The 26,240-nt window shown below is 65.3% G+C and carries 29 protein-coding genes and 1 riboswitch; of the genes, 20 read left to right on the plus strand and 9 right to left on the minus strand.

Annotation, left to right across the window (positions count from 1 at the left end; genetic code table 11):
• Positions 1-7 precede the first annotated feature (7 nt).
• Positions 8-1,672 carry an aminotransferase class III-fold pyridoxal phosphate-dependent enzyme gene (locus NLM15_RS35235; protein ID WP_254122514.1) on the plus strand — a complete coding sequence of 555 codons (1,665 nt, stop codon included), beginning with the start codon at positions 8-10 and terminating at the stop codon, positions 1,670-1,672.
• A gap of 290 nt (positions 1,673-1,962) precedes the next feature.
• Here NLM15_RS35235 and NLM15_RS35240 read toward each other — a convergent pair whose 3' ends face one another.
• From NLM15_RS35240 to NLM15_RS35250, 3 genes are all read right to left on the minus strand, one after another.
• Positions 1,963-2,622 carry a hypothetical protein gene (locus NLM15_RS35240; RefSeq protein WP_254122515.1) on the minus strand — a complete coding sequence of 220 codons (660 nt, stop codon included), beginning with the start codon at positions 2,620-2,622 and terminating at the stop codon, positions 1,963-1,965.
• A 155-nt stretch (positions 2,623-2,777) separates the two neighbouring features.
• The gene (locus tag NLM15_RS35245) at positions 2,778-3,467 is read right to left on the minus strand and encodes a methyltransferase domain-containing protein (RefSeq protein WP_254122516.1); all 690 of its coding nucleotides are present in this window, start codon (positions 3,465-3,467) and stop codon (positions 2,778-2,780) included.
• A gap of 33 nt (positions 3,468-3,500) precedes the next feature.
• Positions 3,501-4,553: a glycosyltransferase family 1 protein gene (locus NLM15_RS35250; RefSeq protein ID WP_254122517.1), complete on the minus strand. Its 1,053-nt coding sequence runs from the start codon at positions 4,551-4,553 to the stop codon at positions 3,501-3,503.
• A 274-nt stretch (positions 4,554-4,827) separates the two neighbouring features.
• Here NLM15_RS35250 and NLM15_RS35255 point away from each other — a divergent pair, with 274 nt between their 5' ends.
• Together NLM15_RS35255 and NLM15_RS35260 are read left to right on the plus strand one after the other, a co-directional pair.
• Positions 4,828-5,544: a L,D-transpeptidase gene (locus NLM15_RS35255; RefSeq protein WP_254122518.1), complete on the plus strand. Its 717-nt coding sequence runs from the start codon at positions 4,828-4,830 to the stop codon at positions 5,542-5,544.
• Between the two features lie 111 nt (positions 5,545-5,655).
• A complete protein-coding gene (locus NLM15_RS35260; RefSeq protein ID WP_254122519.1) occupies positions 5,656-6,075 on the plus strand; it encodes a cytochrome c family protein in 420 nt (139 codons plus the stop codon).
• A 9-nt stretch (positions 6,076-6,084) separates the two neighbouring features.
• Here NLM15_RS35260 and NLM15_RS35265 read toward each other — a convergent pair whose 3' ends face one another.
• A complete protein-coding gene (locus NLM15_RS35265; RefSeq protein WP_254122520.1) occupies positions 6,085-6,480 on the minus strand; it encodes a nuclear transport factor 2 family protein in 396 nt (131 codons plus the stop codon).
• Positions 6,481-6,612: 132 nt separating this feature from the next.
• On the opposite strand from NLM15_RS35265, the gene NLM15_RS35270 reads away from it, so the two are divergent.
• Both NLM15_RS35270 and NLM15_RS35275 read left to right on the plus strand, forming a co-directional pair.
• A complete protein-coding gene (locus tag NLM15_RS35270) occupies positions 6,613-7,092 on the plus strand; it encodes an Lrp/AsnC family transcriptional regulator (RefSeq protein ID WP_254122521.1) in 480 nt (159 codons plus the stop codon).
• Between the two features lie 2 nt (positions 7,093-7,094).
• The gene (locus NLM15_RS35275; RefSeq protein ID WP_254122522.1) at positions 7,095-7,604 is read left to right on the plus strand and encodes a GNAT family N-acetyltransferase; all 510 of its coding nucleotides are present in this window, start codon (positions 7,095-7,097) and stop codon (positions 7,602-7,604) included.
• Between the two features lie 13 nt (positions 7,605-7,617).
• On the opposite strand, the gene NLM15_RS35280 is transcribed toward NLM15_RS35275, so the two are convergent.
• Together NLM15_RS35280 and NLM15_RS35285 are read right to left on the minus strand one after the other, a co-directional pair.
• A complete protein-coding gene (locus NLM15_RS35280) occupies positions 7,618-7,893 on the minus strand; it encodes a hypothetical protein (protein ID WP_254122523.1) in 276 nt (91 codons plus the stop codon).
• A complete protein-coding gene (locus NLM15_RS35285; protein ID WP_254122524.1) occupies positions 7,886-8,680 on the minus strand; it encodes a DUF899 domain-containing protein in 795 nt (264 codons plus the stop codon). Before NLM15_RS35285 ends, NLM15_RS35280 begins: the two co-directional genes overlap by 8 nt.
• A gap of 150 nt (positions 8,681-8,830) precedes the next feature.
• On the opposite strand from NLM15_RS35285, the gene NLM15_RS35290 reads away from it, so the two are divergent.
• The 8 genes from NLM15_RS35290 to NLM15_RS35325 all read left to right on the plus strand — a co-directional run bounded on the left by NLM15_RS35290 (position 8,831) and on the right by NLM15_RS35325 (position 18,471).
• Positions 8,831-10,051, plus strand: coding sequence for a helix-turn-helix domain-containing protein (locus tag NLM15_RS35290; protein WP_254122525.1), 1,221 nt, complete (start codon positions 8,831-8,833; stop codon positions 10,049-10,051).
• 31 nt (positions 10,052-10,082) lie between these two features.
• Entirely contained in the window at positions 10,083-10,721 is a 639-nt protein-coding gene (locus tag NLM15_RS35295; protein ID WP_254122526.1) for a PQQ-binding-like beta-propeller repeat protein, read from the plus strand.
• Positions 10,722-10,857: 136 nt separating this feature from the next.
• Positions 10,858-12,426, plus strand: coding sequence for a DUF4403 family protein (locus NLM15_RS35300; protein ID WP_254122527.1), 1,569 nt, complete (start codon positions 10,858-10,860; stop codon positions 12,424-12,426).
• Positions 12,427-12,562: 136 nt separating this feature from the next.
• Complete coding sequence (locus NLM15_RS35305; RefSeq protein ID WP_254122528.1) at positions 12,563-13,687, plus strand: ABC transporter ATP-binding protein; 1,125 nt, start codon at positions 12,563-12,565, stop codon at positions 13,685-13,687.
• A gap of 69 nt (positions 13,688-13,756) precedes the next feature.
• On the plus strand, positions 13,757-14,815 hold the full coding sequence (locus tag NLM15_RS35310) for an ABC transporter substrate-binding protein (protein WP_254124588.1): 1,059 nt from the start codon (positions 13,757-13,759) through the stop codon (positions 14,813-14,815).
• Positions 14,816-15,035: 220 nt separating this feature from the next.
• Positions 15,036-16,289, plus strand: a complete 1,254-nt coding sequence (locus NLM15_RS35315; protein ID WP_254122529.1) for an ABC transporter permease — start codon at positions 15,036-15,038, stop codon at positions 16,287-16,289.
• Positions 16,286-17,116 (plus strand): ABC transporter permease, encoded by an 831-nt coding sequence (locus NLM15_RS35320; RefSeq protein ID WP_254122530.1) that lies wholly within the window; start codon positions 16,286-16,288, stop codon positions 17,114-17,116. Before NLM15_RS35315 ends, NLM15_RS35320 begins: the two co-directional genes overlap by 4 nt.
• 140 nt (positions 17,117-17,256) lie before the next feature.
• Positions 17,257-18,471, plus strand: coding sequence for an ABC transporter substrate-binding protein (locus tag NLM15_RS35325; protein WP_254122531.1), 1,215 nt, complete (start codon positions 17,257-17,259; stop codon positions 18,469-18,471).
• Between the two features lie 220 nt (positions 18,472-18,691).
• Here NLM15_RS35325 and NLM15_RS35330 read toward each other — a convergent pair whose 3' ends face one another.
• Together NLM15_RS35330 and NLM15_RS35335 are read right to left on the minus strand one after the other, a co-directional pair.
• The gene (locus NLM15_RS35330; RefSeq protein ID WP_254122532.1) at positions 18,692-19,222 is read right to left on the minus strand and encodes a PRC-barrel domain-containing protein; all 531 of its coding nucleotides are present in this window, start codon (positions 19,220-19,222) and stop codon (positions 18,692-18,694) included.
• Between the two features lie 218 nt (positions 19,223-19,440).
• Positions 19,441-20,010: a hypothetical protein gene (locus NLM15_RS35335; protein ID WP_254122533.1), complete on the minus strand. Its 570-nt coding sequence runs from the start codon at positions 20,008-20,010 to the stop codon at positions 19,441-19,443.
• 180 nt (positions 20,011-20,190) lie between these two features.
• On the opposite strand from NLM15_RS35335, the gene NLM15_RS35340 reads away from it, so the two are divergent.
• Both NLM15_RS35340 and NLM15_RS35345 read left to right on the plus strand, forming a co-directional pair.
• Positions 20,191-20,931 (plus strand): response regulator, encoded by a 741-nt coding sequence (locus NLM15_RS35340; protein WP_254122534.1) that lies wholly within the window; start codon positions 20,191-20,193, stop codon positions 20,929-20,931.
• An 11-nt stretch (positions 20,932-20,942) separates the two neighbouring features.
• Positions 20,943-22,268: an ATP-binding protein gene (locus tag NLM15_RS35345; RefSeq protein WP_254122535.1), complete on the plus strand. Its 1,326-nt coding sequence runs from the start codon at positions 20,943-20,945 to the stop codon at positions 22,266-22,268.
• A gap of 75 nt (positions 22,269-22,343) precedes the next feature.
• Here NLM15_RS35345 and NLM15_RS35350 read toward each other — a convergent pair whose 3' ends face one another.
• Positions 22,344-22,544: a hypothetical protein gene (locus NLM15_RS35350; protein ID WP_254122536.1), complete on the minus strand. Its 201-nt coding sequence runs from the start codon at positions 22,542-22,544 to the stop codon at positions 22,344-22,346.
• 229 nt (positions 22,545-22,773) lie between these two features.
• On the opposite strand from NLM15_RS35350, the gene NLM15_RS35355 reads away from it, so the two are divergent.
• The 5 genes from NLM15_RS35355 to NLM15_RS35375 all read left to right on the plus strand — a co-directional run bounded on the left by NLM15_RS35355 (position 22,774) and on the right by NLM15_RS35375 (position 26,140).
• On the plus strand, positions 22,774-23,310 hold the full coding sequence (locus tag NLM15_RS35355) for a lytic transglycosylase domain-containing protein (RefSeq protein ID WP_254122537.1): 537 nt from the start codon (positions 22,774-22,776) through the stop codon (positions 23,308-23,310).
• 133 nt (positions 23,311-23,443) lie between these two features.
• Positions 23,444-23,572: riboswitch (TPP riboswitch) on the plus strand.
• Positions 23,560-24,570 carry an FAD-dependent oxidoreductase gene (locus NLM15_RS35360; protein ID WP_254122538.1) on the plus strand — a complete coding sequence of 337 codons (1,011 nt, stop codon included), beginning with the start codon at positions 23,560-23,562 and terminating at the stop codon, positions 24,568-24,570. Its footprint overlaps the riboswitch before it by 13 nt.
• Positions 24,561-24,758, plus strand: a complete 198-nt coding sequence (thiS, locus tag NLM15_RS35365) for a sulfur carrier protein ThiS (protein WP_063981493.1) — start codon at positions 24,561-24,563, stop codon at positions 24,756-24,758. Before NLM15_RS35360 ends, thiS begins: the two co-directional genes overlap by 10 nt.
• 4 nt (positions 24,759-24,762) lie before the next feature.
• The gene (locus NLM15_RS35370; protein ID WP_254122539.1) at positions 24,763-25,545 is read left to right on the plus strand and encodes a thiazole synthase; all 783 of its coding nucleotides are present in this window, start codon (positions 24,763-24,765) and stop codon (positions 25,543-25,545) included.
• Positions 25,532-26,140: a thiamine phosphate synthase gene (locus NLM15_RS35375; RefSeq protein ID WP_254122540.1), complete on the plus strand. Its 609-nt coding sequence runs from the start codon at positions 25,532-25,534 to the stop codon at positions 26,138-26,140. The genes NLM15_RS35370 and NLM15_RS35375 overlap by 14 nt, the downstream gene beginning before the upstream one ends.
• The last annotated feature ends 100 nt before the right edge of the window (positions 26,141-26,240 follow it).

The raw sequence follows: 26,240 nt of genomic DNA on the forward strand, positions 1-26,240 counted from the left end.
TGTTGTCATGGAAACGACACTCCCGATTCTCTCATTTTCCGTGGCCGCCGCAGCGTCCGCTGCCGCCGTCCTCCCGAAGATCAAGGCGCGGGTCGAGTTGTCCCGCGCCAAGCATCGCTCGCTCGCCGGGCACTCCAAGATGTCGCGACGGGTGGCAAAGCTGCTCCCGTTCTACGAGTTCGAGGGTGATCGCTATTTCGGCTGCGACGGTGCGCCGGCGAATGTGGTGACGCAGCGCAAGGACGCCTTCTTCCGTCTCGCAGCTCTCTACGCCGAGCGCTACCCCAAGGGTCGCGCGATGACGAAGGAAGCGGCGGAGACGATCTCCGACCTGCACTTCACCGAGACCTACCGCGTGCCGTTCCAGTTCTCGCGTCTCGTTCGCGAGCATCTGGGCACCTCGACCTTCATGGAAACGTCCAGCGGCGTCACCGTCACGGATGTCGACGGCAACACCTCCTACGACCTCACGGGGTCCTACGGCGTCAACATCTTCGGCAACGACTTCTACAAGGAGTGCATCGAGGGCTCGGAGAAGCGGGCGCACGCGCTCGGTCCCGTGCTCGGCCCCTACCATCCCGTCATCCTCGAGAACGTGCAGAGGCTCTGCCAGATCTCGGGCCTCGACGAAGTCTCCTTCCACATGTCCGGCACCGAGGCCGTGATGCAAGCGGTGCGGCTGGCGCGCTACCACACCAAGCGCACGCATCTGGTTCGTTTCGCCGGCGCCTATCACGGCTGGTGGGGCGACGTGCAGCCCGGCGTCGGCAACCCGATCGCCGCGCACGAGACCTACACGCTGTCCGAGATGTCCGAGAAGACTCTGCACGTCCTGCGCACGCGCAAGGACATCGCCTGCGTGCTGGTCAATCCGCTGCAGGGCCTGCATCCCAACGCCAACGCGCCCGGCGATTCCTCGCTGGTCGACAGCTCCCGCGGCGGCAATTTCGATCGCGCGGCCTACACGGAGTGGCTCACGAAGCTGCGCGAGGTCTGCACCGAGCGCGGCATCGTGCTGATCTTCGACGAAGTCTTCGTCGGCTTCCGCCTCGCCGCCGGCGGCGCCCAGGAATATTTCGGCGTCAAGGCCGACATGGTGACCTACGGCAAGAGCCTCGCCGGCGGCCTGCCGGTCGGCGTGGTCTGTGGCAAGCGCGAGCTGATGCGGCGCTTCCGCGACGATCGTCCCGCCGACATCTGCTTTGCCCGCGGCACCTTCAACTCGCATCCCTACGTCATGACCGCGATGGACGAGTTCCTGAGCCGGCTCGCCAGCCCGAACTTCCGCGCCATCTATGACGGGCTGGACGCGACCTGGAACGGCCGCACGCAAAAGCTCAACCAGATGATGACCGATGCCGACCTGCCGGTGCGGTTCGCCAACTTCTCGTCGATCTGGACGGTGAAGTACACCACGCCGTCGCGCTACAACTGGATGCTGCAGTATTATCTGCGCGCCGAAGGCCTGTCGCTGAGCTGGGTCGGCACCGGCCGGCTGATCTTCAGCCTGAACTACACCGACGCCGACTTCACCGAGGTCGCCGAACGCTTCGTCCGCGCCGCCGGGAAGATGAAAGCCGACGGCTTCTGGTGGCACGACGGCGTGCTCACCAACAAGAACATCAAGCGGCAGATCCTGAAAGAGATGCTGGCTAAGCGCTTCGGGCGCTGAGGCTGGTTCGTCCGCCCCGAACACCGCCCTCTCCTCTCCCTCTCCCCGCCTGCGGGGAGAGGGTCGGGGTGAGGGGGACTCTCCGCGAGCGCGGTGAGAGTTGGCGGACACCCCACTAGCAACGCCCCCGCGGATAGCCCCCCTCACCCGAATTCGCGCTGCGCGCAAATTCGGCCTCTCCCCGCACGCGGGGAGAGGCGAAGAAGAAGCCCCCAAGACGTGGATGCCCGGCACGAGGCCGGGCATGACGTAACCATCAGACATCGGAGTGTATTGTGTACGCGGCGCGCTCAGGCGTGCTGCTCTTCGAGCGTGGGCTCGGAGATGAGGCCCAGCGTGTGCTCGGGGTTGAGGTGCAGGCCGGGGTCCATCAGCTCGCCGCGCATCAGGGCGAGCGGAGCACTGCGATAGAGCATCAGATCGTGGAAGGGGTCGGTCAGGATCTTGGTCATCCAGACGAGGCCGGTCTCGACGTCGCGGATGAAGAACAGGTGCACGGTGCGGAACAGAAGACCGCCGCCGCCGATCACCAGCCAGATCTTGGCGACCTGACGCATGAAGTCGGTCGCGGAAGCCCAGGGCGTGAACAGACCGAACAAGGTCGGATCGACGACCAGCACCAGCGGCGACAGCGCCCAGACCGCCATCAGCACGACCTTGCGCTGAAGGTTGTAGCCGACCTTGATGTCTTCCTTGTACTCATGCGTCGCCTGGTTGATGTGGTCGTAATCGTGCGGTTCGAAGAAGAAGTGACCGGCCTGGCGCGAGGTCATTGAGACCAGCCAACCGACCAGCGCGGAGATCATGGGATCGACGAACAGCCAGACATAGGCGAAGAGGAAGCTCAGCGCGCTGACGAAGTGCAGGCTCTGATTGATGCGGCTGTGGTGATAGTAGCGATGGTCGTCCCAGCGCTGGATCCGCAGCTGCTCGAGATAATTCTTGATCATGCTCTCCCCCAAAATGCTTTCGGGTTCTGGATTTACAGGGATTCGATGTAGGCCGTGTGACATCATCATTTTGTCATGTGACGATGTGCAGCGGCGCGATGACGCACGTGAACGCGTGAGCGGCGGATCGCACCGCCGCTCCTACGCAGCCTCGCTCAGGCCGCCTTGGCGACGTCGACCTTGCGGAAGCGCACCAGCGAGAAATGGCCGAGCGGCGGAATCAGGCGGCGCTCGGCGAGCTCGATGCCCTTGGCACCGGAGAGCCACTTCGCATAGCGCGACCAGGCGAACTCGGCGGTACGGAAGCCGAGCGGACGCACCACCGGCTGGAGCTTCTGCTCGATGAAGCGGCGCACGCCGGTGTCGGCGCTGACGCGGGTGAGGATGATCAGCTCGCCGCCAGGGCGCAGCACGCGGGCGAATTCGTCGAGCGCCACTTCCGGATTCGGCACGGCGGTGACGACATACTGCGCCATCACGACGTCGAATGAATTGTCGGGGAATTCGAGCTTCTCGGCGTCCATCACCGCGAGGCCCTCGACGTTCTTCAGATTGCCCTCGGTAACGCGCTGGCGCGCCTTGTCGAGCATCGCTTCCGAAATGTCGGTCCCGAAGATGCGCAGATGCGGCGCGTAAAGCGGCAGCGAGATGCCGGTGCCGACGCCGACCTCGAGCACGCGGCCGCCGATCTTGTTGGTGGCCGCGATCGCGGCCTGACGGCCCTTGGCGAACACGCCGCCGAACACGAGATCGTAGACGGGCGCCCAGCGGTCATAGGCCTGCTCGACCGTGCCACGGGTGAGGTCAAGCTGCTGGGTGCCGTCAAGGTTCATGATCTTAGCCATCGATGAGGTTCTCGCTGTGGTTCAAAGGTTCGATCAACCGCGCACTGGCCGCCGCGCCATGACCGGCGAGGCGCGCAAGACGCGGCTGGGCTGAAGTGAGGTGAGGTTGCCGACGAACTGGCGCGCGCTGTTTTCCCAGGAGCGCTCCAGCGCGAAGTTGCGGCAGGTCTCGCGCGACATGGTCAGCGCGCGCAGGCACGCGGTACGCAGATCATGGTCGATCGCGCCGATCGGATGATCGGCGATGACGTCCTTCGGACCCGTCACCGGAAACGCCGCAACCGGCGTGCCGCAGGCGAGCGCCTCGAGCTGCACCACGCCGAAGGTGTCGGTCAGGCTCGGGAACACGAACACGTCGGCGGCGGCGAGATGCGCGGTGAGGTCCGCGCCCTTCTTCTCGCCGAGGAACACGGCATCCGGATACTTCTTCTCCAGCGCGGCCTTCTGCGGGCCGTCGCCGACGACGACCTTGGTGCCGGGAAGGTCGAGCGAGAGGAACGCTTCGAGGTTCTTCTCCACCGCGACGCGGCCCATGGTCATGAAGATCGGCCCCGGCAGGTCGAGCTTTGCCGGCGCGTCGGGATGGAACAGCTCGGTGTTGACGCCGCGCGTCCAGAAGCCGAGCCGCTTGAAACCGCGCTCGGACAGCTCCTGCCGCAGCGACGGCGTCGCCACCATGGTCATGGCGGCGGCATCGTGGAAGTGGCGCAGCACGGCATAGCCTACGCTCGCCGGGATGCCGGTCCGCACCGAGACGTATTCGGGAAAGCGCGTCGTATAGGAGGTGGTGAACGCGAGCCGGTTGCGGCGGCAATAGGCCCGCGCGGCCCAGCCGATCGGGCCTTCGGTCGCGATGTGCAGCGCTTCGGGCGCCGCCTTCTCTATCCGCCGCGCGATCTCCTTTCCGCTCGGCAGCGCAATGCGCAGGCCCGGATAGGTCGGCAGCGGCCACGACCGGAAGCCGTCCGGCGTCAGGAAATCGATCTCGACATCGAGGGCCTTGGCCGCATTCGCCAGCGAGGTCAGCGTCCGCACCACACCGTTAACCTGCGGATGCCAGGCGTCAGTCGCGATTAATACCCGCATGGGGGAATCCCGAGAGTTGATGATTCTCGGCTTAGGACCATCAACGAAGGATATTTCAGGCGTGTGACGTCACAGAAGTGTCGGCCCACTGTTTTGTTCGTTAACGAACCCCTGCGGCCACGAAACTGTCATGAAACAATCCTTTCCGCCACGAAACCGTTTTCGGTTTTCCGCGCAAATGTCCCGAAACGTTTTGCCGTTAGTGATCTTGGGCAACGGAGCACCGCAACGGTGCCGCGGTGGTCAAAAACACCGAGCAAACAGGGGCGATCAAATGTTCAATCTGGACACGTTCAAGACGTATTCGCGCGCCGTTGCTTTTGGCGCAGTCGCGATCTCCGCAGTGGCGTTCGCCGGCACGGCAAAGGCCGCGCCGGTGCAGTTCTTCCCCTTCTTCCAGCCGTTGCCGCCGATGACCGCGCCGCAGCCGCTGCAGCCCTATCAGCCCTACCAGGCGACGCCTTATCAGGCCGCGCCTTCGGAAGATCAGGACGCGGTGGAGATGCCGGCGCGCTTCCGCCGCCAGACCGTCTCCTACGCCACGCGCGAGGCGCCGGGCACCATCATCATCGATACGCCCAACACCTATCTCTATTACGTGCTCGGCAACGGTCAGGCGCTGCGCTACGGCATCGGCGTCGGCCGCGACGGCTTCACCTGGTCCGGCGTCCAGTCGGTGACCAGGAAGGCCGAGTGGCCGGCCTGGACCCCGCCGCCCGAAATGATCGCCCGCCAGCCCTATCTGCCGCGCCACATGGCCGGCGGCCCCGGCAACCCGTTGGGGGCCCGCGCCATGTATCTCGGCGGCACCATCTACCGCATTCACGGCACCAACGCTCCCGACACCATCGGCAAGCGCGTCTCCTCCGGCTGTATCCGCCTGACCAACGACGACGTCTCGGACCTCTATTCCCGCGTCAACGTCGGCACCAAGGTGATCGTGCTGCCGATGACGGAGCGCAGGGCGGATCTCGGCAGCGCAACGCGCTGAGCGACAGGACATTCTGACGCAAACGGCCCCGGAACCCACCGGGGCCGTTTTCGTTTGCCCTCGACATCTCGCGTGCGTGCTGCGGCGCGAGCACCAATTATGGAGGCGCCCATGCAATCACGCCTGCAAACCTCGCCAGGTCCATGGCCCCGCACGACCGCCTGCGCCGGTGTCTTGACGCTGCTCTTGTCCGCGCCCTCCGCGCTCGCGCAGCAGCCGGCGAGCGACGAGGCGGCCCAGCAGGCCTTCAACAATTCATGCCGCACCTGCCACTCCGTGAAGGAAGGCGACAATCGCCTGGGTCCCAACCTCAGCAAGATCGTCGGACGCAAGGCCGGCTCGCTGCCGAACTACAACTACTCTTCGTCAATGAAAGAGGCCGGCTTCACCTGGGACCAGGACAAGCTCACCCGCTTCATGGTCAAGCCGGACGAGGTCGTCTCCGGCAACAAGATGCAGCCCTATGGCGGCGTGTCAGCGGAGGAAGCGGGCAAGATCGTTGCTTATTTGCAGGCGGCGGGCGGGCAATAGGGCCCGGCGCTACGCGGCAGCCGGCTCATACCTCCGCTCGACGTGGAACGACTTCGCTGTGATCAGCCAAGTGTCATTGATGCAGTGAAACGCGAGATAGTCGACATATTGGAGCAGATCGATCCGAACGCGAACCTTCACCAGGGCTTGCGCAGGCGAAGTCACATCGATCAGCAATATCTCCTGAAGGCGCGGTGCATTCTTCGATTTCGGCGACGGGGCCGACGCCAGCATCGCTCGATAGTCGTTCACCGGCAATATCCGCAAGTCGGCATCGCGAAACCCATGGAGCTGTGCCGTCGGCGCAAAGACGCGGTCGAACTGCGAAACGTCACTGTCGTACATCAGCGTGAAATAGCGTTCGACAGCCTCCAGCAGAGGCGCGACATCAGGGCTTACGGTCATGGCTCACTCCATCAGCAGCAAGGTCGGCGCCATCCTTCCCACGGAAAGCCGAGGCATGTCCTAGCGAACTAGGCTAGTCTCGCCGGCTCGGGCGCAACATTGTGCCCTTCATGGTCCAACAGGATGCAGTTCATGCCAAAATGCGAGCTGGATGCGATCGACCGGCGCATCGTCACCGAACTCCAGAGCAATGCCCGGCTGAGCAATATCGAACTGGCGGACAAGGTCGGATTGTCGCCATCGCCCTGCCTGCGGCGGGTCCGGCGGTTGGAGCGGGACGGCTATATCGACGGCTACCGCGCCGCCTTGCGGCGTGGCCGCCTCGGGCTAGGCTTCTCGGCCTTCCTCGGCGTCAAGATCAACGACCATGCCAACGATCAGGCGCTGAGCTTCGAGCGGACGGTCGTGGCCATGCCCGAGGTCGTTGCCTGTCACCTCGTTTCCGGGGAGGCTGACTACCTCCTCGAAATCGTCGTGCCGGAATTGGAGGATTACCAGCGCTTTCTCGTCGACAAGCTTCTTAACCTGTCCATCGTGCGGGAGGTGCGCAGCAGCATCGCAATCCAGACCTTGAAGGCTGGCGCGCCATTGCCGCTGGCGCATCTCTCATAGCCATGATCAGACTGCTCACGCCCGCCGACGCAGCTCTCTACCGTCCTGTCAGGCTGGAAGCCCTCGCGGCCAATCCCGAAGCTTTCGCCAGCACGTTCGAACGCGAGCAGGACATGCCGCTTGCCTGGTTCGAGGAGCGCCTCTCGATATCGGACGTCTTCGGAGCGTTCATCGCAGGCGAGCTCGTGGGGACCGCTGGCTTCCGGCGGGAGGACGGCGCGAAGACCGCGCACAAGGCGATGCTCTGGGGGATGTATGTGCAGCCCCCGGCGCGGAAGTCCGGCACGGGGAGACTGCTCGTCGATGCGGTGGCAGCGCACGCTGCGCAGCGCGTCGAGCAGCTCCATCTCGTCGTCGTTAGCGAGAACGTCGCCGCCTTGCGGCTCTACACGGCAGCCGGCTTCGTCGAATACGGTCGCGGCATGAAGGCGTTGAAGGTGGGCGACAGATACTACGATGAGATCCTGATGGTCCTGTTCTTCGACGGAAGCGACGTGACGCGGCCCCGGTGATGCCGGGGCCGCATTAGCGACCGACCCCGCGCCGCCGCTCCGAAATCAACCTCAGCCACGCGGCCGAGTGAAACGCGCTCATCAAGAGATACATCGGCACCATCCCGCCGAGCACGGATCCATGCCCGGCGGTGCACAGCATGTCCTGCCCGCCGCCGAGCATGGCCGTCAACGCGGCCATGCTCGCACAGGTCGGCGTGGCCGCCAGCCCAAGCCATCTGGCGAGGTGGCGCGCGGCCACGACGCCATCGCGGCTGGCGCCGGCAGTTGCGCTGACGGGGCTAGTCACGTCCTTCCGCAGCCTCCTCGCGAAAGGCCTTCTCGCCGGCGTCGGAGATCTCGACCCACTTCTTGTCGGGCGCGGCCCCTTCGGTGTAGCTGTCGTGCCAGTTCCACCATTTGTAGGTCGGCGTCTGCGGATAGCCTTTTGGCGAGTCCTCCCAGACCTCCTGCCGACCAAGCGGCGTGATGTCGAGGTAGTTCCAGGTGCCGCCCATCTGCTCGTCGCCGCGGCTCTTGACGAAATAGGTGCGGAAGATGCGCTTCCCGTCGCGGTAGAACACGTTGGTGCCGTGCCATTCGTCGACGCCGAAATCGGCGTCAAAGCTGTCAGTGACGGTGACCCACGGCATGGTCCAGCCCATTCGCTTCTTCAGCCGCGCGATGTCCGCCTGCGGCGCGCGCGAGGCGAACACGAGCGTGGTGTCGCGGGCGTTGAGATGCGAGACATGGGCGACCTGGTCGGCCACCATGGAGCAGCCGCGGCAGGCATGATCGGGCCAGCCGAACACGCCCGGCTCGAAGAAGGCCCGGTAGACGATCAGCTGCCGCCGACCCTGGAACAGGTCGGTCAGACTGACCTTGCCGCCGGGCCCCTCGAACGCATAGGTTTTGCTGACTTCCATCCACGGCATGCGCCGGCGCGCGGCGGCCAGAGCGTCGCGAGCACGGGTATGCGCCTTTTCCTTCACGAGCAGTTGCTGACGGGCGGCCTCCCAGTCCTGCGGCGACACCACCGGCGGTGTCTGCATGGCGGTCTGTCCGTTCGTCCCTGCTTTGTCTGCTGATGTCATCATGCCTCTCCAAACCTCTTGCTTGACGTCTTGCCGGGGCGGCCATTCCGCGTCGCGCGGAACCGCGCGCCCCTCACCGCACATTGTCGGTCGTCAACGATTTCTGGCACCAAGCGGTTGCGCGGTGGGAGTAACAAGTGTGGCGGGATTGTCATGGAGTCGCTGATCACGGCCGCCGCGCGCGCGTTGGAGGCCGGCGATCCGCTCGGCGCGCTGAACCGCGTTGCGCTGCGCAATGATGCACCGTCGCTGGCGCTGCGCGGCATCGCGATGGCGCAGCTGGGCGATCTCGCGAAGGCGAAGACGCTGCTGCGCAGCGCCGCACGCGCGTTCGGTCCAAGAGAGGCGGTGGCGCGCGCAAGATGCGTGGTCGCGGAAGCCGAGATCGCGCTCGTCTCGCGCGACCTGAACTGGCCGGTGAAAACGCTCGCTGCGGCGCGCGCGACGCTCGAAAAGCACGGCGATCTCGCCAATGCCGCCCATGCGGGTCACATCGAGGCGCGCCGCCTCCTCCTTGTCGGGCGTCTCGACGAGGCCGAGCGCACGCTGGCCGAGCTCGGCGCTGCCCCGCTACCGCCCGCATCGCAAGTCGTGCGCGAGCTCGTGGTCGCCGGCATCGCAATCCGGCGGCTCCGAACGAAAGACGCGCGCGCGGCGCTCGGCCGCGCGGCACGTGCAGCGCAGCTGGCCGGCATTGCTGCGCTCACGGCCGAGGTCGAAAGTGCGAACCTCGTGCTCGACACGCCCGCGGCACGCCTGATCGCGCGCGGCAAGGAGCATCCGCTGCTGCTTGGGCAGGTCGAAGCGCTGGCGGCGTCCAAAGCGCTTGTCGTGGATACGTTTCATCACACCGTTCGCAAGGGAGGCATCGTCGTGTCGTTCGGAACGCGGCCGGTGCTGTTCGCGCTTGCCCGCCCGCTGGCGCAGGCGTGGCCCGCGGACGTGTCCAGGGAGGCGCTGATGACCGCGGCGTTTCGGGCGAGGCACGTCGATGAATCGCATCGCGCCCGGCTCCGGGTCGAGATCGGCCGGCTCCGCGCCAAGCTCAAGCCCCTCGCCGACGTGAGCGCAACGAAGCAGGGCTTTGCGCTGTCACCGCGCAAGACGCGAGAGGTCCTCGTGCTGGCGCGTCCCGTCGAGGAAAAGCACGCCGCGGTGCTCGCCTTCCTCTCCGACGGCGAGCCCTGGTCGAGCTCGGCGCTCGCGCTGGCGCTGGGAACGAGCGCGCGCAGCGTGCAGCGGGCGCTCGAAGAGCTGGCACGGTCGAACAAGGTGCAGTCCTTCGGACACGGGCGGGCCCGGCGCTGGATGACGCCGCCCGTTCCGGGTTTCCCGACAGGCTTGTTACTCCCCGGACCGCTCTTGAAGACGTAAGATTGCGAGCACATCACAGGGAACCAAGCACATGAAGCGTTCAGCCGCCGAGATCGTCAGGGAGTACGGACCGTTTGCGGGTGTCGAGGCCGTGCATGGCGTCACCTATGACGGCACCCATGTCTGGTTCGCATCCGGCGACAAGCTGAATGCGGTCGATCCCGCCAGCGGCACGATCGCACGCTCCATCGACGTCGCCGCGCATGCGGGGACAGCGTTCGACGGCCGGCACCTGTTCCAGATCGCGGAGGATCGCATCCAGAAGATCGACGCCGCCACCGGCAAGGTGCTCACCACCATCCCTTCACCCGGCGGCGGTGGCGATTCGGGATTGGCCTGGGCGGAGGGTTCGCTTTGGGTCGGTCAATATCGCGAGCGCAAGATCCATCAGATCGATCCGGAAACGGGAAAGATACTCCGCACCATCGAGAGCAGGCGCTTCGTGACTGGCGTCACTTGGGTCGACGGCGAGCTCTGGCATGGCACGTGGGAGGGCGAGGACAGCGACGTCAGGCGGATCGACCCGGAGAGCGGCAAAGTGCTGGAGCAGCTCGACCTGCCCGCCGGGACGATGGTTTCAGGGCTGGAATCCGACGGCGGCGACCGGTTCTTCTGCGGAGGCGGCCCTCGCGGCAATGTGAGAGCGGTCCGCCGTCCCCGGCGCAGCTAGGTGCGCGCTGACGAACGCAAGGCACCGGCGCGTTCGCAACCGTTAACCTGTTCGCCCCAATTCCACCCCACCGGTGCGCTCTAGCGCCCTCCTCGCCCGCCCTGTAAAATCCCCGCCGGGGCGGCTTGGGGGATAGATGCGTCTGACGTTGAATTTCAAAACCGTCCTGATCGCCGTGGCGGTGCTCGCGGCGTCGTTTTTCATCAGCCTGAAAGCGATGGACTGGCTGTCGCCGCGCGCAACCACGACTGCGCCGCCGGTCGCGCAATTGCCGCCGCTGCCGCCGGTCTCGAAGAGCTCGATCGTGGTCGCGCCGGTCGCCATCGCGATATCGGCGATCCGGGAGCAGGCTGAGAAAGCCGCCCCGCGCAATTTCGCCGGCAAGGCCGACAACCCGATCTCGCAGATCCTGGAGAACGCCGACATCGGCTGGAGCGCCGTGCGCGGGCCGATGGCGGCCGCCGGCGACAAGGACGTGCTGACGATCTCGACGCCGCTCAATGGCAAGCTGAACGTAACGGGCTCGCTGTCGTCCAAGGCCACCGGGGCGCTCGGCGACGCACTCGGCAGCGTGCTCGGCGGTGACGCAGCGAAACGGATCGGCGCGGTCAACATCAAGAATTTGAACGCCAGCGCCGAGATCAAGGGCAACGTCGTCGTCACCTCGCGCCCGAAGCTCGCGGCCAACTGGCATCTGGAACCCAATCTCGGCGCCCAGGTCAATCTCGGCGACACCAACCTCAACGTCTCCGGCGCCAAGGTCAACGTGCCGGCGCAGGTGAAGCCGCTGATCGACAAGAACGTCGGCGAGCAGATCAACATCGTCTCCGAGCGGATCCGCAACGATCCGTCGCTGCGCGAGAATGCGAAGCTGCAATGGGCCAAGGCCTGCCGCTCGATCCCGCTGCAAGGCTCGAGCTCTTCGGCCGCGCTGCCGCCGCTCTGGCTCGAGATGAAACCGACCCGCGCCATCGCGGCGCAGCCGCGCGTCGACGCACAGAACGTGACGCTGCTGCTCGGCCTCGAGCTCGAGACGCGCGTCACCTCGACGTCCACCAAGCCGGACTGCCCGTTCCCCGACAAGATCTCGATCGTGCCGCCGACCGGCACCGGCGTGAACATCGGCGTGCCGATCGACGTGCCCTTCACCGAGATCAACAAGCTGATCGCCGCGCAGATGGTCGGCCACACCTATCCCGAGGACGGCTCCGGCCCGGTCGACGTCACGGTCAAGAGCGTCAACGTGGTCCCGTCGGGCGACCGGCTGCTGATCTCGCTGCTGGTGCGCGCCAAGGAAAAGAAGAGCTGGCTCGGCCTTGGCGCCGAGGCGACCGTGCACATCTGGGGCCGGCCGATGCTCGACCAGGCGCAGCAGACGCTGCGGCTCGCCGACATCCAGCTCGCGGTGGAATCCGAGGCCGCCTTCGGCCTGCTCGGGGCCGCCGCACGCGCGGTGGTGCCGCAGATGCAGCAGGCACTGGTGCAGAAAGCGACGCTCGATCTGAAGCCGATCGCCGCCAATGCGCGCGAGAAGATCGCGGCCGCGATCGCCGACTATCAGAAGAGCGAGGACGGCCTCAAGGTCGACGCGAAGATCGACAGCCTGACGCTCGCCGACATCGCCTTCGATTCAAAGACGCTGCGTGTGGTCGCGGAAGCCGGCGGCACGCTGAACGTGTCGGTGACGAAGCTGTCGGGGATGTGAGGTTGCCTTCACTCCCCTCGCCTCTCCGCGTCTCCGTCGCTTGCGCCGCTGGCATTCTCGTCGGAGGATGCTAAGCTGCTCCTCGCAACCTCGAACGAGGTGTTGACAGCACGATAGCTGATAACGCGAGGGCAATATGGAAGCCGGCATGGTCACGCCTGCGCCGGCACTGGTGCGGTTTTCCGGCATTCAGAAGACCTATGATGGCGAGCACCTCGTGGTGAAGAACCTCGATCTCGACATCAGGAAGGGCGAGTTCATCACCCTGCTCGGTCCGTCGGGCTCGGGCAAGACGACCACGCTGATGATGCTGGCTGGCTTCGAGGTTCCGACCCATGGCGAGATCTACCTCGCTGACCGGTCGATCAAGAACGTGCCGCCGCACAAGCGCGACATCGGCATGGTGTTCCAGAACTATGCCCTGTTTCCGCACCTGACGATCGCGGAAAACATCGCCTTCCCGCTGTCGGTGCGCAAGATCGACAAGGCGGAAGCGCAGGAGCGCGTCAAATCGGCGCTGCGCATGATCAAGATGGAAACCCTGGCGCAGCGGCGGCCCGGGCAGCTGTCCGGCGGTCAACAGCAGCGCGTGGCGCTGGCCCGCGCGCTGGTTTTCAATCCGCAGCTGGTGCTGATGGACGAGCCGCTTGGCGCTCTGGACAAGCGCCTGCGGGAACAGATGCAGCTGGAGATCAAGCAACTGCACGAGACGATGGGCATCACCGTCGTCTACGTCACCCACGATCAGAGTGAAGCGCTCACCATGTCGGACCGCATCGCCGTGTTCAACGACGGCGTCGTGCAGCAGATCGACAAGCCCGACGCGCTGTATGAGCATCCGGTGAACAGCTTCGTTGCTCATTTCATCGGCGAGAACAACGTGCTGGCCGGCACCGTCGAGACGGTCGAAAGGGAATATTGCCGCGTCGTCCTGGCCGGTGGCGGCGCCGTGACAGCACGGGCGGTCAATGTATCGGGCGTGGGCGCATCGACTTCGCTGTCGGTGCGGCCGGAGCGGATCGCCATCATCCCGGATGGCAGCTCCAGCGACGGACCGAACCGGCTGCCGGCCAAAGTGCAGAACACAATATACCTCGGCGACCACGCGCTGGCCGTGCTCGATGTCGCCGGCAACGGGGAATTCATGGTCAAGCTTCAGCCGGGAGTGCATGACAGCCTGCGACATGGCCGCCTAACACCTGGCGAAAGCGTGTTCATTACGTTCCGCCCCGAGGACTGCCTGGCCCTCGATCCCGTCTGATCCTGACATGAGCGAACCTGCATCGATTAACGTCAACGCAACAACCCATATGAAGAAGGAACAATGACCATGCTGAAGCGCAAGACTGGCAAGATTGCTCTGGGTTTCGTCGCGGCGTTCACTGCCAGCGCAGCGCTGGCCACGGTCGCGCAGGCGCGTGACCTCACAATCGTATCGTGGGGCGGCGCGTATCAGGACGCCCAGAAGAAGGTCTATTTCGAGCCGTTCAAGAAAGCCGCCGGCGTTGCGATGAACGACGAGTCCTGGGACGGCGGCGTCGGCGTGTTGCGCGCCAAGGTGCAGGGTGGCGCCGCCACCTGGGATGTCGTCCAGGTCGAGAGCGACGAACTCGCGGTCGGCTGCGAGGAAGGCCTGTTCGAGAAGATGGACTATACGAAGATCGGCGGCGAGGCCGCCTATATCCCGCCGTCGGTCAATCCCTGCGGCGTCGGCGCCATCCTCTATGATTTCGTGCTCGGTTACGACAAGGACAAGCTGAAGGAGCCGCCCAAAGGCTGGGCCGACTTCTTCGACACCAGGAAGATTCCCGGCAAGCGCGCCTTGCGTCAAGGCCCGAAGACCACGCTTGAGATCGCCCTCATGGCCGACGGCGTTCCGCCGAAGGACGTCTACAAGGTGCTGGCGACCGACGAAGGCATCGATCGCGCGTTCAAGAAGCTCGACACCATCAAGGGTGACCTCGTCTGGTGGAAGGCCGGCGCGCAGCCGCCGCAATTGCTCGCCTCCGGCGAGGTGGCGATGACCTCGGTCTACAATGGCCGCATCGACACCGCGAACAAGAACGAGAAGAAGAACTTCGGCATGGTGTGGGACGGAGCGCTCTTCACCCTCGACAGCTGGGTCATCCTGAAGGGCAGCCCGAACAAGGACGCCGCCTACAAATTCCTGGACTTCGCAGGCAAGGCGGAGAACCAGTCAAAACTGTCGGAGAACATCGCCTACGGCACCTCGAACAAGGACGCGGCCGGTAAGCTCGCGCCCGCCGTTCTGAAGGACCTGCCGACAGCGCCCGACAACATCAAGAACGCGGTCGAGATCAACGTTGGATTCTGGCTCGAGAACATCGACCGCTTGACCGAGCGCTTCAACAAATGGGCCGCAAAATAGCGCGCGACCGAATGGGCGCTGAGGGAAAGACGTGGCGGATAGGTCGGCCGCGGCACATCCTTCGAGACGCCCGCCTACGGCGGGCCCTCAGGATGAGGTCTGAATCTGTGGCGGCGATTTTACAGACACGGATATCAAAGAGCCTCATCCTGAGGAGACCGCGAAGCGGTCGTCTCGAAGGACGAGGCGCTTGCTCGGGCCGCTCCACGAGGCTCCTCCCATGACGGCAGCCTCCGCCAATGCATCGACAGAAGTGCCGCTCAAGCGCCGCCTGAAGCGGGCGGAGCGCACGCGCCAGGTCAAGGCATTGGCACTGGTTCTGCCGCTTCTGCTGTTTCTGCTCTTCACCTTCGCCGGGCCCATCGCCGGCATGCTGTGGCGCGCGGTTGATGACCGGGAGGTGCGACAGGTTCTGCCGCAAACGATCGCTGCACTCGCCAGTTGGGACGGCAAGGACCTGCCGAATGAGGCGGCCTACGCGGCGCTGGCAAGCGACATCCTGGCGGCGCGCGCCTCCGGCACCATCGCCATCGCGGCCAAACGGCTCAATTACGCCCTGAACGGCTTTCGTACGATCCTGATCAGCACGGCGCGCAATCTGAAGGCGATGCCGGAGCCCGGCACGGCCGCGGAGACGCTGGGCAAGATCAACCCGGCCTGGCGCGAACGCACCACCTGGACGACGATCAAGAACGCCGGCGGTCCGGTGACCGGCTTCTACCTTCTCGCGGCGCTCGACATGACGCGGAACGCGGACGGCGCGATCGTCGCAGCCCCACCGGATCAGGCCATCTACCGCGACGTTTTTGCGCGCACCTTCCTCATCAGCCTCGGTGTCACCGCGCTCTGCCTGATCCTCGGCTTCCCGGTCGCCTACTTGCTGGCGGCACTGCCGCCGGGCCGGTCGAACCTGCTGATGATCTTCGTCCTGCTGCCGTTCTGGACGTCGCTTCTGGTTCGCACCTGCGCCTGGATCGTGCTGTTGCAGAGCAAGGGCGTCGTGAACGACAGCCTGCACTGGCTTGGCATCATCGATGAGCCGTTGCGACTGATCTACAACCGCTTCGGTGTCTGCGTGGCCATGACCCACGTTCTCCTGCCGTTCATGATCCTGCCGCTGTACAGCAGCATGAAGGCGATCTCGCCCGCTTACATGCGTGCCGCCGCCTCGCTCGGTGCGCCACCCCTCACCGCCTTCCTGCGGATCTACCTGCCTCAAACCCTGCCCGGCATCGGCGCGGGAAGCCTGCTCGTCTTCATCCTGGCGCTCGGCTACTACATCACGCCGGCGCTCGTCGGGGGCGCCGCCGACCAGATGATCAGCTACTTCATCGCGCTCTACACGACCGAGACGGCCAATTGGGGCCTTGCTTCGGCTTTGGGTGCGGTGCTGCTGCTGGCAACGCTTCTGCTCGCTCTCGTCTATGGCAAGCTGGTGCAGGGACAGCAGGTCACGGGAGGCATGAAGAATTGAGCGATCAATCCTCCCTCCGCACGCCCAGCCAGCGCATTGCGTGGACCGCGACCATCGTCATCTCCACGCTGGTGTTCGTCTTCCTGATCGCGCCGATCCTGGCGATCATGCCGCTGTCCTTCAGCTCGGGCTCGTACCTCACCTATCCGCTGCCGGGCCTCTCCCTGCGCTGGTACGACGACTTCATCAATTCGCCGCGCTGGATGAATTCGCTGAAGAACAGCATGATCATCGGTGTGGCCTCGACCCTGCTGTCGATGGTGCTTGGCACGCTGGCCGCGCTCGGGCTCGCGCAGTGGAAGAGCCGGTTCAAACCGCTCGTGCTGGCTTTCGTGCTGTCGCCGGTCGTCGTGCCCGGTGTCATCACCGCGGTCGGCCTGTATTTCTTCTTCGCGCCGATCGGACTGACCGGCAGTTATCTCGGCTTGATCCTGGCCCACACCGCATTGGCGACGCCGTTTGTGGTGATCACGGTCGGCGCGACGCTGCAAAGCTTCGACACCAATTTAGCGCGCGCCGCCGCCTCGCTCGGCGCCTCGCCGCTTGAGGCGTTCCGCCGTGTGATCCTGCCGCTGATCCTGCCCGGCCTCGCGTCGGGTGCGCTGTTCGCCTTCGCGACCAGCTTCGATGAGGTGGTGATCGTGCTCTTCATGGCGGGTCCCGAACAGCGCACCCTGCCGCGCGAGATGTTCAGCGGCATCCGCGAGAACATCAGCCCGACCATCACGGCAGCGGCGGTGATTTTGACGACGGTCTCGGTCATCCTCCTCGCCACCCTGGAAGGCCTGCGCCGACGCAACGAACGGCTCAAGGGCAACAGCGCCTGACCGGCAGCGAAGGAACCCCGCTCGCCCCTTCCCTTTTTGCATCCCGCCACGGCGCGGATTGCTTAGCTGCCGCGACCGATTGTCGCTAGAACCTCCCCTGCAACAACGCCCAAACAACAACACACAGGGAGAAAACAACCATGCAAAAACTCGTCGCCGCCATCGCGGCCGGTCTCGCCCTCGCCGCCACATCAGGCACGGCGCAGGCGCAGATCTCCGACGACGTCGTCAAGATCGGCGTGCTCACGGACATGTCGAGCCTCTACGCGGATGCGACCGGCAAGGGCTCGCTCGCGGCCGTCGAGATGGCGGTCGCCGATTACGGCGCCAAGGTCGCCGGCAAGCCCGTGCAGGTCGTCGCCGCCGATCACCAGAACAAGCCCGATGTCGGCGTCAACATCGCCCGCAACTGGTACGACAACGACAAGGTGGACGCGATCTTCGACGTGCCGACGTCCTCGGTCGCATTGCCGATCTCGGCGCTGACCCGCGAGAAGAACAAGATCAACATCAACTCCGGCGGCGGCTCGTCCGACATCACCGGCCCCGCCTGCTCGCCCAACACGGTGCACTGGACCTACGACACCTATGCGCTGTCGAACGTCGCCGGCAAGGCGATGGTGAAGCGCGGCGAGGACACCTGGTTCTTCGTCACCGCCGACTATGCCTTCGGCATGGCGCTGCAGCGTGACGCCGCCAACGTCGTCAAGGAGAGCGGCGGCAAGGTGCTCGGCGAAGTGCGCCATCCCCTCAACTCCTCGGACTTCTCGTCCTTCCTGCTCCAGGCCCAGGCCTCCAAGGCCAAGGTGGTCGCGCTGGCGAACGCCGGCGGCGACACCACCAACGCGCTGAAGCAGGCGGCCGAGTTCGGCCTGACCCAGGGCGGCCAGAAGATGATCGCGCTTTTGCAGGAAATCACCGACACGCATTCGCTCGGCATCAAGGCCACGCAAGGCCTGATCGTCACCGACGCGTTCTACTGGGACATGAACGAGGAGACGCGCGCCTTCTCGAAGCGGTTCAACGAGAAGGTCGGCCACATGCCGACCATGATCCAGGCCGGCCTCTATTCGGCGACCATGCACTATCTGAAGGCGATTGATGCCATCAAGACCGACGAGGCGCCGAAGGTGATGGAGCAGATGCGCAAGACGCCGGTCAACGACTTCTTCGCCAAAAACGGCAAGATCCGCATCGACGGCCGCATGGTGCACGACATGTATCTGTTCGAGGTCAAGAAGCCGGAGGAGTCCAAGGGCGAGTGGGATCTCTACAAGCTGATCGCCACCGTGCCCGGCGACGAAGCCTTCCGTCCCCTCGACAAGGGCGGCTGCCCGCTGGTGAAGTCGAATTGAGCGACCGACGGCCGGCGCCAATTCCTCATCCTGAGGAGCGCATCTTCGCGCGTCTCGAAGGATGAAGGCCCGGCTGGTGGCCTAGCCCTTCGAGACGCGCGCGAATTGCGCGCTCCTCAGGGCGAGGGTCAAACATATCGCAATGACGGGAGAGAAAAAACGACACGACAGCGCGCCCGGTGAAAACCAGGCGCGCTTCGTTCAAGTGGCTAGAAGCCCATTACTCCGAGTACTTGAACTCGGGCATGTTCTTCAGCTCGTCCTTGCTGGCGTTGAACACGGCGTGGTCCGGATACCATTTCGACGAGGACGTCGTCGTGGTCGCAGCGGGCTTGTCGGTGCCGGTCGCAGCGCCCGTCGTCGTGGTCGCGGCGGGCTTGGCACCCGGGTTCGTGCCGGTGCCGGTATAGGCCACGGCCTGGTTGACGAACTTCAGCTTCTCGTAGGGGACGGCGACCAGATGCTCGCCCATGCCGAGGAAGCCGCCGACACCAATCACGGCGATCTTGACGGCGCCGTTCTTGTCCATCAGCAGGTCGTTGATCGAGCCAATGTTCTCGTTGGCCTCGTTGTAGATCTTCAGGCCCGCCATCTTCGAGGCACGCCACTCGCCCGATGCTGTCGTCGTCGTGGCCGTGGTGGTGGCGGCAGGAGCCATCTTGTCGCCGGTGGCGGTCGGCGATTGCGCGAACGCAACTGTCGCAAGCAGCGCGGTGCCGGCGAGGCCGGCGGCGATCGATTTCATCAACATTGTTGTCCTCTCCTTCAGCAGAAAACTTGTGCGGAGAAAACAGTCCTGATCACGTGCAGTTCCTTGCGTGCTGCAATTTCGTCGCGCGATGCGCGAACCTGCAATTGTTCCTAAGTCACTCAGGAACATTTTGCAGCGCACGATTCCTCGCCGACGATCGCGCGCCCTGGGTGAAGCACGATCGCGGCGAGGAACGCGCAGACCTGCGTCGCTTCAGGTCAGCTCTTGTAGTCGATGAGAAGCGCGGAGAAGTCGGAGTTGCTCGATGAGCTGCCGGTGGCGCCGTAGGACGATGCCGACGATTGCGACTGCTGGAGCGCCTGGAGGAACTGCTGGAGGATCTCGGCCGTCGTCGAGTCAGTCGACGTGCTGCTGGTCGAGCCCGTCGACGACGAATCCGAAGTGCTGTCATCCGGCGGCGGACCGGGCGGCGGCCCGCCCGCACCACCGGGACCGCCGGCGCCGCCGGGACCGTTGGCGAAGGCGGACTGGAACACGTTCTTCAGCTCGTCGGCCTGATCCGAGGTCAGCGTCCCGTTCGACACCTCGTTGGAAATGAGGTCATCGATCTTCGACTGCATCTCGTCCTTGGAGGGACGCGTGCCGCTCGACTGATCGCTGGACCGGCTCGACTGCAAGGCCGTGTCGATGTCGGTCAGCGCCGTCGAAAGCGCCGACTGGTCCGACGACGAGATCGTGCCCGCGGAAACTTCCGATTGCAATTCCTGCTGCAGCCGCTGCAGGGGCGACTGGTAGTTACCGGCGGAGGCCGCCGAAATCGAGGTCATGAGGGCTCCGGGGTTCTTGCGGGGTTTCGTTGCTGACACCGCCACGGTATGGTTAACGGCCTTAACGAGACCTTGCTGTTTCCCTGCCCAGGTATTGCCGGGTGTTGCGTCCCGGCAGACAGAAACAATCCGAAACAAAAATCTTCGCCATTTGGCCCGAATCTTGGACAAACAAAGCTCATGGCCATTCCCAATCCCAACATCCTGGTCGTCGAGGACGACCGCGAAACCCGGACGTTGATTGCGAAGTATCTGCGCAACAACGCCTGCAACGTCACCGCCGTGAGCGATGGCCGCGAGATGTCGCGTGCCATGGCCGATCACAGGGTCGACCTCATCATCCTCGACGTCATGCTGCCCGGCGAGGACGGCTTGAGCCTGTGCCGCAAGGTACGCTCGGAGGCGCAGACGCCGATCATCATGCTGACCGCGCGCGGCGAGGACGTCGATCGCATCGTCGGCCTCGAGATGGGCGCGGACGACTATCTGCCAAAACCCTTCAACCCGCGCGAGCTGCTCGCACGCATCAACGCGGTGCTGCGCCGCCAGGCCGCAGCTCAAGCGGCAAGCTCGATCGAGGGCGCCTCCACGCTTGCCTTCGAGGGCTGGCGCATCGATCTGCGCCTGCGCGAGCTGCGCAATCCGGAAGGCGCGCGCGTCGCGGTGACCAGCGCCGAGTTCGATCTGCTCAGGACCTTCTGCGAACGGCCCGGCCGCGTGCTGTCGCGCGACAGCCTGCTCGACCTCACGCAGGGCCGCAACACCGGCTCGTTCGAGCGCTCCATCGACGTGCTGGTGAGCCGCATCCGCCGCAAGATCGAGCCCAATCCGGCCGACCCGACCATCATCAAGACGGTGCGCTCCGGCGGTTATCTGTTCACGCCCAGGACCGAAGCGGTTGCGGCGCCTCTGAGCAGTTGAGAGCGCCGACGATGAAGCCGTTCGGGTTCTTCCACCTCAAGGGTATCGGCGGGCAGATCGCCGCGCTGGTGCTGGCTTCGACCGTCGCGCTGCATCTCGTCGTCACCACCGCCTTCCTGATCACCCGGCCGGACCGCCCCGACGCGCCGCCGGACGGCGCCCGTCAATTGACCGATGCCGCGTTGCTGCTCGGCTCGGCCGATGACAGCGAGCGGCCGCGCCTCATGGCCGATCTCACGCGCGCCTTCCCGAAGCTCGGCCTCGAGAGCATCGTGCCCGGCACGGTGGCGACCGTCGACGAGAGCGAAGGTATGCACGTGCACGGGGTGCGCCGCCACCTCGGCCACGCCTACAAGGTGACGCAGCTCGCGCCCGAAGGCGGTGCGCGGCGCATCGGCGTGGAATTGCCCGACGGCGCCATGATCGCCGGCCATGTCGAGGGCGGGCCGCGGCCGTGGTTCTGGGGCGCACCGTGGCTGGTGACGCTGATGACCGCCTTCATCTGCATCAGCGTGCTGGGCCTGTGGGCGGCGCGCGCGCTGGCCGCGCCGCTGTCGTCCTTCGCCAGGGCCGCCGAGAACTTCAGTCTGGACGGGGCGGCCGATCCGCTGCCCGAGCGCGGCCCGGAGGAGATCCGCTCGGTCGCGCGCGCGCTCAACCGCATGCATGAGCGGATCGCAGGGTTGATGTCGGATCGCACCCGGATGCTGGCGGCGATCAGCCACGACCTGCGAACGCCGATCACGCGCCTGCGCCTGCGCGCCGAATTCATCGAGGACGAGGGCAACCGCAAGCGCATGCTGATCGACCTCGACCAGATGCGCTCGATGCTGGAATCGGTGTTGTCGCTGCTGCGCAACGATCGCAAGATCGAGGCGGTGACGCTGGTCGACATCGCGAGCACGCTGCAGCTCATCGCCGACCAGTTCGGCGACATGGGCCACGTCGTGCACTATGACGGGCCCGCTTCGGCGACTGCCGCCGCGCGGCCCGACGATCTGCATCGCGGCATCACCAATCTCGTCGAGAACGCGGTGCGCTTCGGCGCCGAGGTGACGATCCGCCTCGATATCTCAAGCACCACGCTCGTCATCGACGTCGAGGATGACGGCCCCGGCATCTCGGATGCGCGCAAGCAGGAGATGCTGGAGCCGTTCGTGCGCGGCGACGACGCGCGCACCATGGACGATTCCACCGGCTTCGGGCTCGGCCTGTCGATCGCGCGCGCGATCGCGCTCGCCCATGGCGGCGAGCTGTCGTTGCACGACCGCGATCCGCACGGACTGATCGTGCGCATGCAGTTGCCGGTGTGGCAGCAGCCGCGGCTGGCCGCGTAGGCACGACCCGGAGCGCCGCGCTAGCGCAAAGTGCGCAGCGGCCTTCCGAACAAGATCATGCCTTGGGACAACGCCTCAGGCGGCGAGCGGCGGATGCTCGATCGCGTGCGCGTCGAAGATCGCCACCGCCTCGAAGCGGTAGCCGCAGGCGTGGCACTTCCAGAGATAGGAAACGCGGCCTTCGCCCGGCTCGATCCAGTCGGGAGACGGGATCGGTGTCGCACATTGTGCACACGGGTTCTGCTTGGGGATGTCGCCGATGTAAGCCCGAGTCATGGACGTCCTCCCGAATGCTGGTTTTGAATAGCGATTTTTGGGCGAATTCACCAATGGACAGACCTGCTGTCGCGTAAGGCACTCCGCCAGCCTCAAACTTAACTTAGGTTTAAGTCGTAAAAACGACGGCCTGGCGAAAATCGCCGAAGGCGGCGTTTCGCCACATCATCGCCGTGTTCCCACGGCCTAACGCGCACGGGTGCAGGTGAGTTCTGCCGAGGAATATTTCATGAAAATTTTGCGTATTGCCGTGCTCGCTGCAGCGGGGCTGATGATGGCGCAGACGGCGAATGCCGGCGAAGCCGAATACGCCGAGATGGTCGCGGCCCATGCCCGCGCCAATGGCGTGCCGGAGGCGCTGGTGCATCGCGTGATCATGCGCGAGAGCCGCTATCAGCCCGGCCTCGTCGGCCATGGCGGCACCATCGGCCTGATGCAGATCAAGCTCGCGACCGCCCGCGGGGTCGGCTACACCGGCGACGCCGCCGGCCTGCGCGATCCCAACACCAACCTCACCTACGCCGTCAAATATCTCGCCGGCGCCTATCACGCCGCCAATGGCGACCACGCCCGAGCCGTGCGTTATTTCGCGGGCGGCTATTACTACGTCGCAAAGCGACAGCGGCAGGAACAGACGATGGTGCAGCAGGCCAGCGCCGGCACCTGGCTCGAGCCCAACGGCAACCCGCAGCCGATGTTCGGAACCGCGCCGCACAGGAAGCTTGCCCAGCGCGTCCGTAACGCGCGGGCGCAGGTTTCTCACTGACATCGTCATTCCGGGGCGGTCCGCTAGGACCGAACCCGGAATCTCGAGATTCCGGGTTCGATGCTTCGCATCGCCCCGGAATGACAGCATTGTGGCTAACGCGTTGACACCAGCGCCCACTGGCATACATTAGAGCCGTTCCGAGGGGTGCTCCGAGGAGGAGCTGAGATACCGCTAAATGGGCAAATCCGCCCAAGACCGCGGTGACCCTTTGAACCTGATCCGGGTCATGCCGGCGAAGGGACAGGGATGTTGCAGACGACCAAGCGACCGGATTCCCCGGTATCCATCATCGGCGCAGGCATTGCAGGCGCTTGGCAGGCGCTATTGTTCGCGCAGGCCGGCCACGCCGTGACCCTACACGAGCGCGGTGACGCGGCGATGACCGATTCCACCAGCCATTGGGCCGGCGGCATGCTCGCGCCCTGGTGCGAGGCGGAGGTCGCCGAGCCCATCATCTCCCGGCTCGGCCAGCGCTCCCTGGACATCTGGCGGCGCGAGCTGCCCGACACGCCCTTCAACGGTTCCCTGGTCGTCGCCCACCCGCGCGAGCGCAACGATTTCGAGCGTTTCGCGCGGATGACCGAAGGCCACCGCCGGCTCGATGCCGCGGCGCTTGCCGAGCTCGAGCCGTCGCTGGAGGGCCGTTTTCGCGATGCGCTGTTCTTCCCGACCGAAGGCCATGTCGAGCCGCGCCGCGTGCTGCCGAAGCTGCACGAGCGCATCAAAGCTGCCGGCGGCACCATCAAGTTCTCCAGCGACGTCTCCGCCGCTGATCTGGACGGCATCGTGATCGACTGCCGCGGCCTTGGCGCGCGCGAGGAGCAGCCGGAGCTTCGCGGCGTCAAGGGCGAGATGATCCTGATCGAGACCGGCGAAGTGCAGCTTTCGCGCCCCGTGCGTCTGATCCATCCGCGCTGGCCGCTCTACGTGATCCCGCGCGAGGACAATCTGTTCATGCTGGGCGCGACCTCGATCGAGGCCGAGGACACCGGCGTCAGCGTGCGCTCGGCGCTGGAGCTGCTGGGTGCGGCCTATGCCGTGCATCCGGCTTTCGGCGAGGCGCGGATCGTCGAATTCGGCTCGGGTCTCCGGCCCGCCTACCCCGACAATCTGCCGCGCATCGGCGTTCGCGGCGGCCGGATCAGCGTCAACGGGCTCTACCGCCACGGCTTCCTGATCGCGCCGGCGCTCGCCGAGCTGACGCTTGGCTATGTCGAGCGCGGCCAGATCGACAATGAGGTGATGCAATGCGGGTGATCGTCAATGGCGAGCAGCGCGAGGTGAATTCAGCCAGCGTCGACGCGCTGCTGAGCGAGCTCGACTACGAGGGCACGCATTTCGCCATCGCGCTGAACTACGACGTCGTGCCGAAGAGCCGCTGGGCCGAGACCCACCTCAAGGCCGGCGACGAGATCGAGATCATCACGCCGCGGCAGGGAGGGTGAGGACATGGTGACCTTCTACGGCAAGACCTTCGCCTCGCGCCTGCTGATCGGCAGCGCGCTCTATCCCTCGCCGGCGATCATGCAATCGGCGATCCGCGCCTCCGGCTCGAACATCGTCACGGTGTCGCTGCGGCGCGAATCCGCCGGCGGCAAGACCGGTGATGCATTCTGGAATCTGATCCGCGAGCTCGACGTCACCGTGCTGCCGAACACCGCCGGCTGCCGCACCGTGCGCGAGGCCGTGACGACCGCCAAGCTCGCCCGCGAGCTGTTCGGCACCAGCTGGATCAAGCTGGAAGTGATCGCCGACAACGACACGCTGCAGCCCGACGTCGTCGGCCTTGTTGAGGCCGCCGCAATCCTGATCAAGGACGGCTTTGAGGTGTTTCCCTATTGCACGGAAGACCTCTCGGTCGCGAACCGCCTGGTCGATGCCGGCTGCAAGGTGGTGATGCCCTGGGCAGCCCCGATCGGCAGTGCCAAAGGCATCACCAACCGCGACGCGCTCAAGCTGCTGCGCGAACGGCTGCCCGACATCACGCTGGTGGTCGACGCCGGCTTGGGGGCGCCCTCGCATGCGGCGCACGCGCTCGAACTCGGCTACGACGCCGTGCTGCTCAACACCGCCATCGCCAAAGCCGCCGATCCCGTCGCGATGGCCAATGCCTTCCGGCTCGGCGTCGAAGCCGGTCGCACCGCTTACGAGGCCGGGCTGATGAACGCCCGCGACTTCGCCTCCCCCTCCACCCCTGTCGTTGGGACCCCGTTCTGGCATGCCGTATCCTGATCGTTTCTATCCCGTCGTCGACAGCCTCAAATGGGTCGAGCGACTGACCAAGCTCGGCGTCGGCACCATCCAGCTGCGCGCGAAAGATCTCAACGACGCCGACGCGCTCCAGATCGTCAGCGACGCGCTGGCGATCACGAACGGCACGCAAGCCAAGCTGGTCGTGAACGACTATTGGCGTGCGGCCGTCGTTGCCGGCGCAAAATACCTGCATCTCGGCCAGGAGGATCTGGCCGACGCGGACCTCAAGGCCATCCGCGAGGCCGGCTTGTCGCTCGGCATCTCCACCCATGACGATGCGGAGCTGGCGACCGCGCTCGCGGCAGAACCCGATTACGTCGCGCTGGGCCCGATCTTCTTCACCACGCTCAAATCGATGCGCTTCGAGCCGCAGGGCATTCCGAAAATCACGGAGTGGAAGAAGCGCATCGGCACCATCCCGCTGGTCGCGATCGGCGGCATCAAGTTCGAGCACGCCGCGGAGATCTTTGCCGCGGGCGCGGATTCCATCGCCGTCGTCAGCGACGTCACCCAAAATGCCGACCCGGATGCGCGGGTGCGGCAGTGGCTCGGCCAGTCGAAGGAGGCGGCGTGATGCGCACGCTCTCGCTCCACACTCCACTGTCATCGCCCGGCTTGACCGGGCGATCCAGTACGCCGCAGCCGCTCGGCTCTAGCCGCACCGCCTCGGCGTA

It is taken from the genome of Bradyrhizobium sp. CCGB20, from assembly GCF_024199855.1.
Lineage (GTDB): Bacteria > Pseudomonadota > Alphaproteobacteria > Rhizobiales > Xanthobacteraceae > Bradyrhizobium.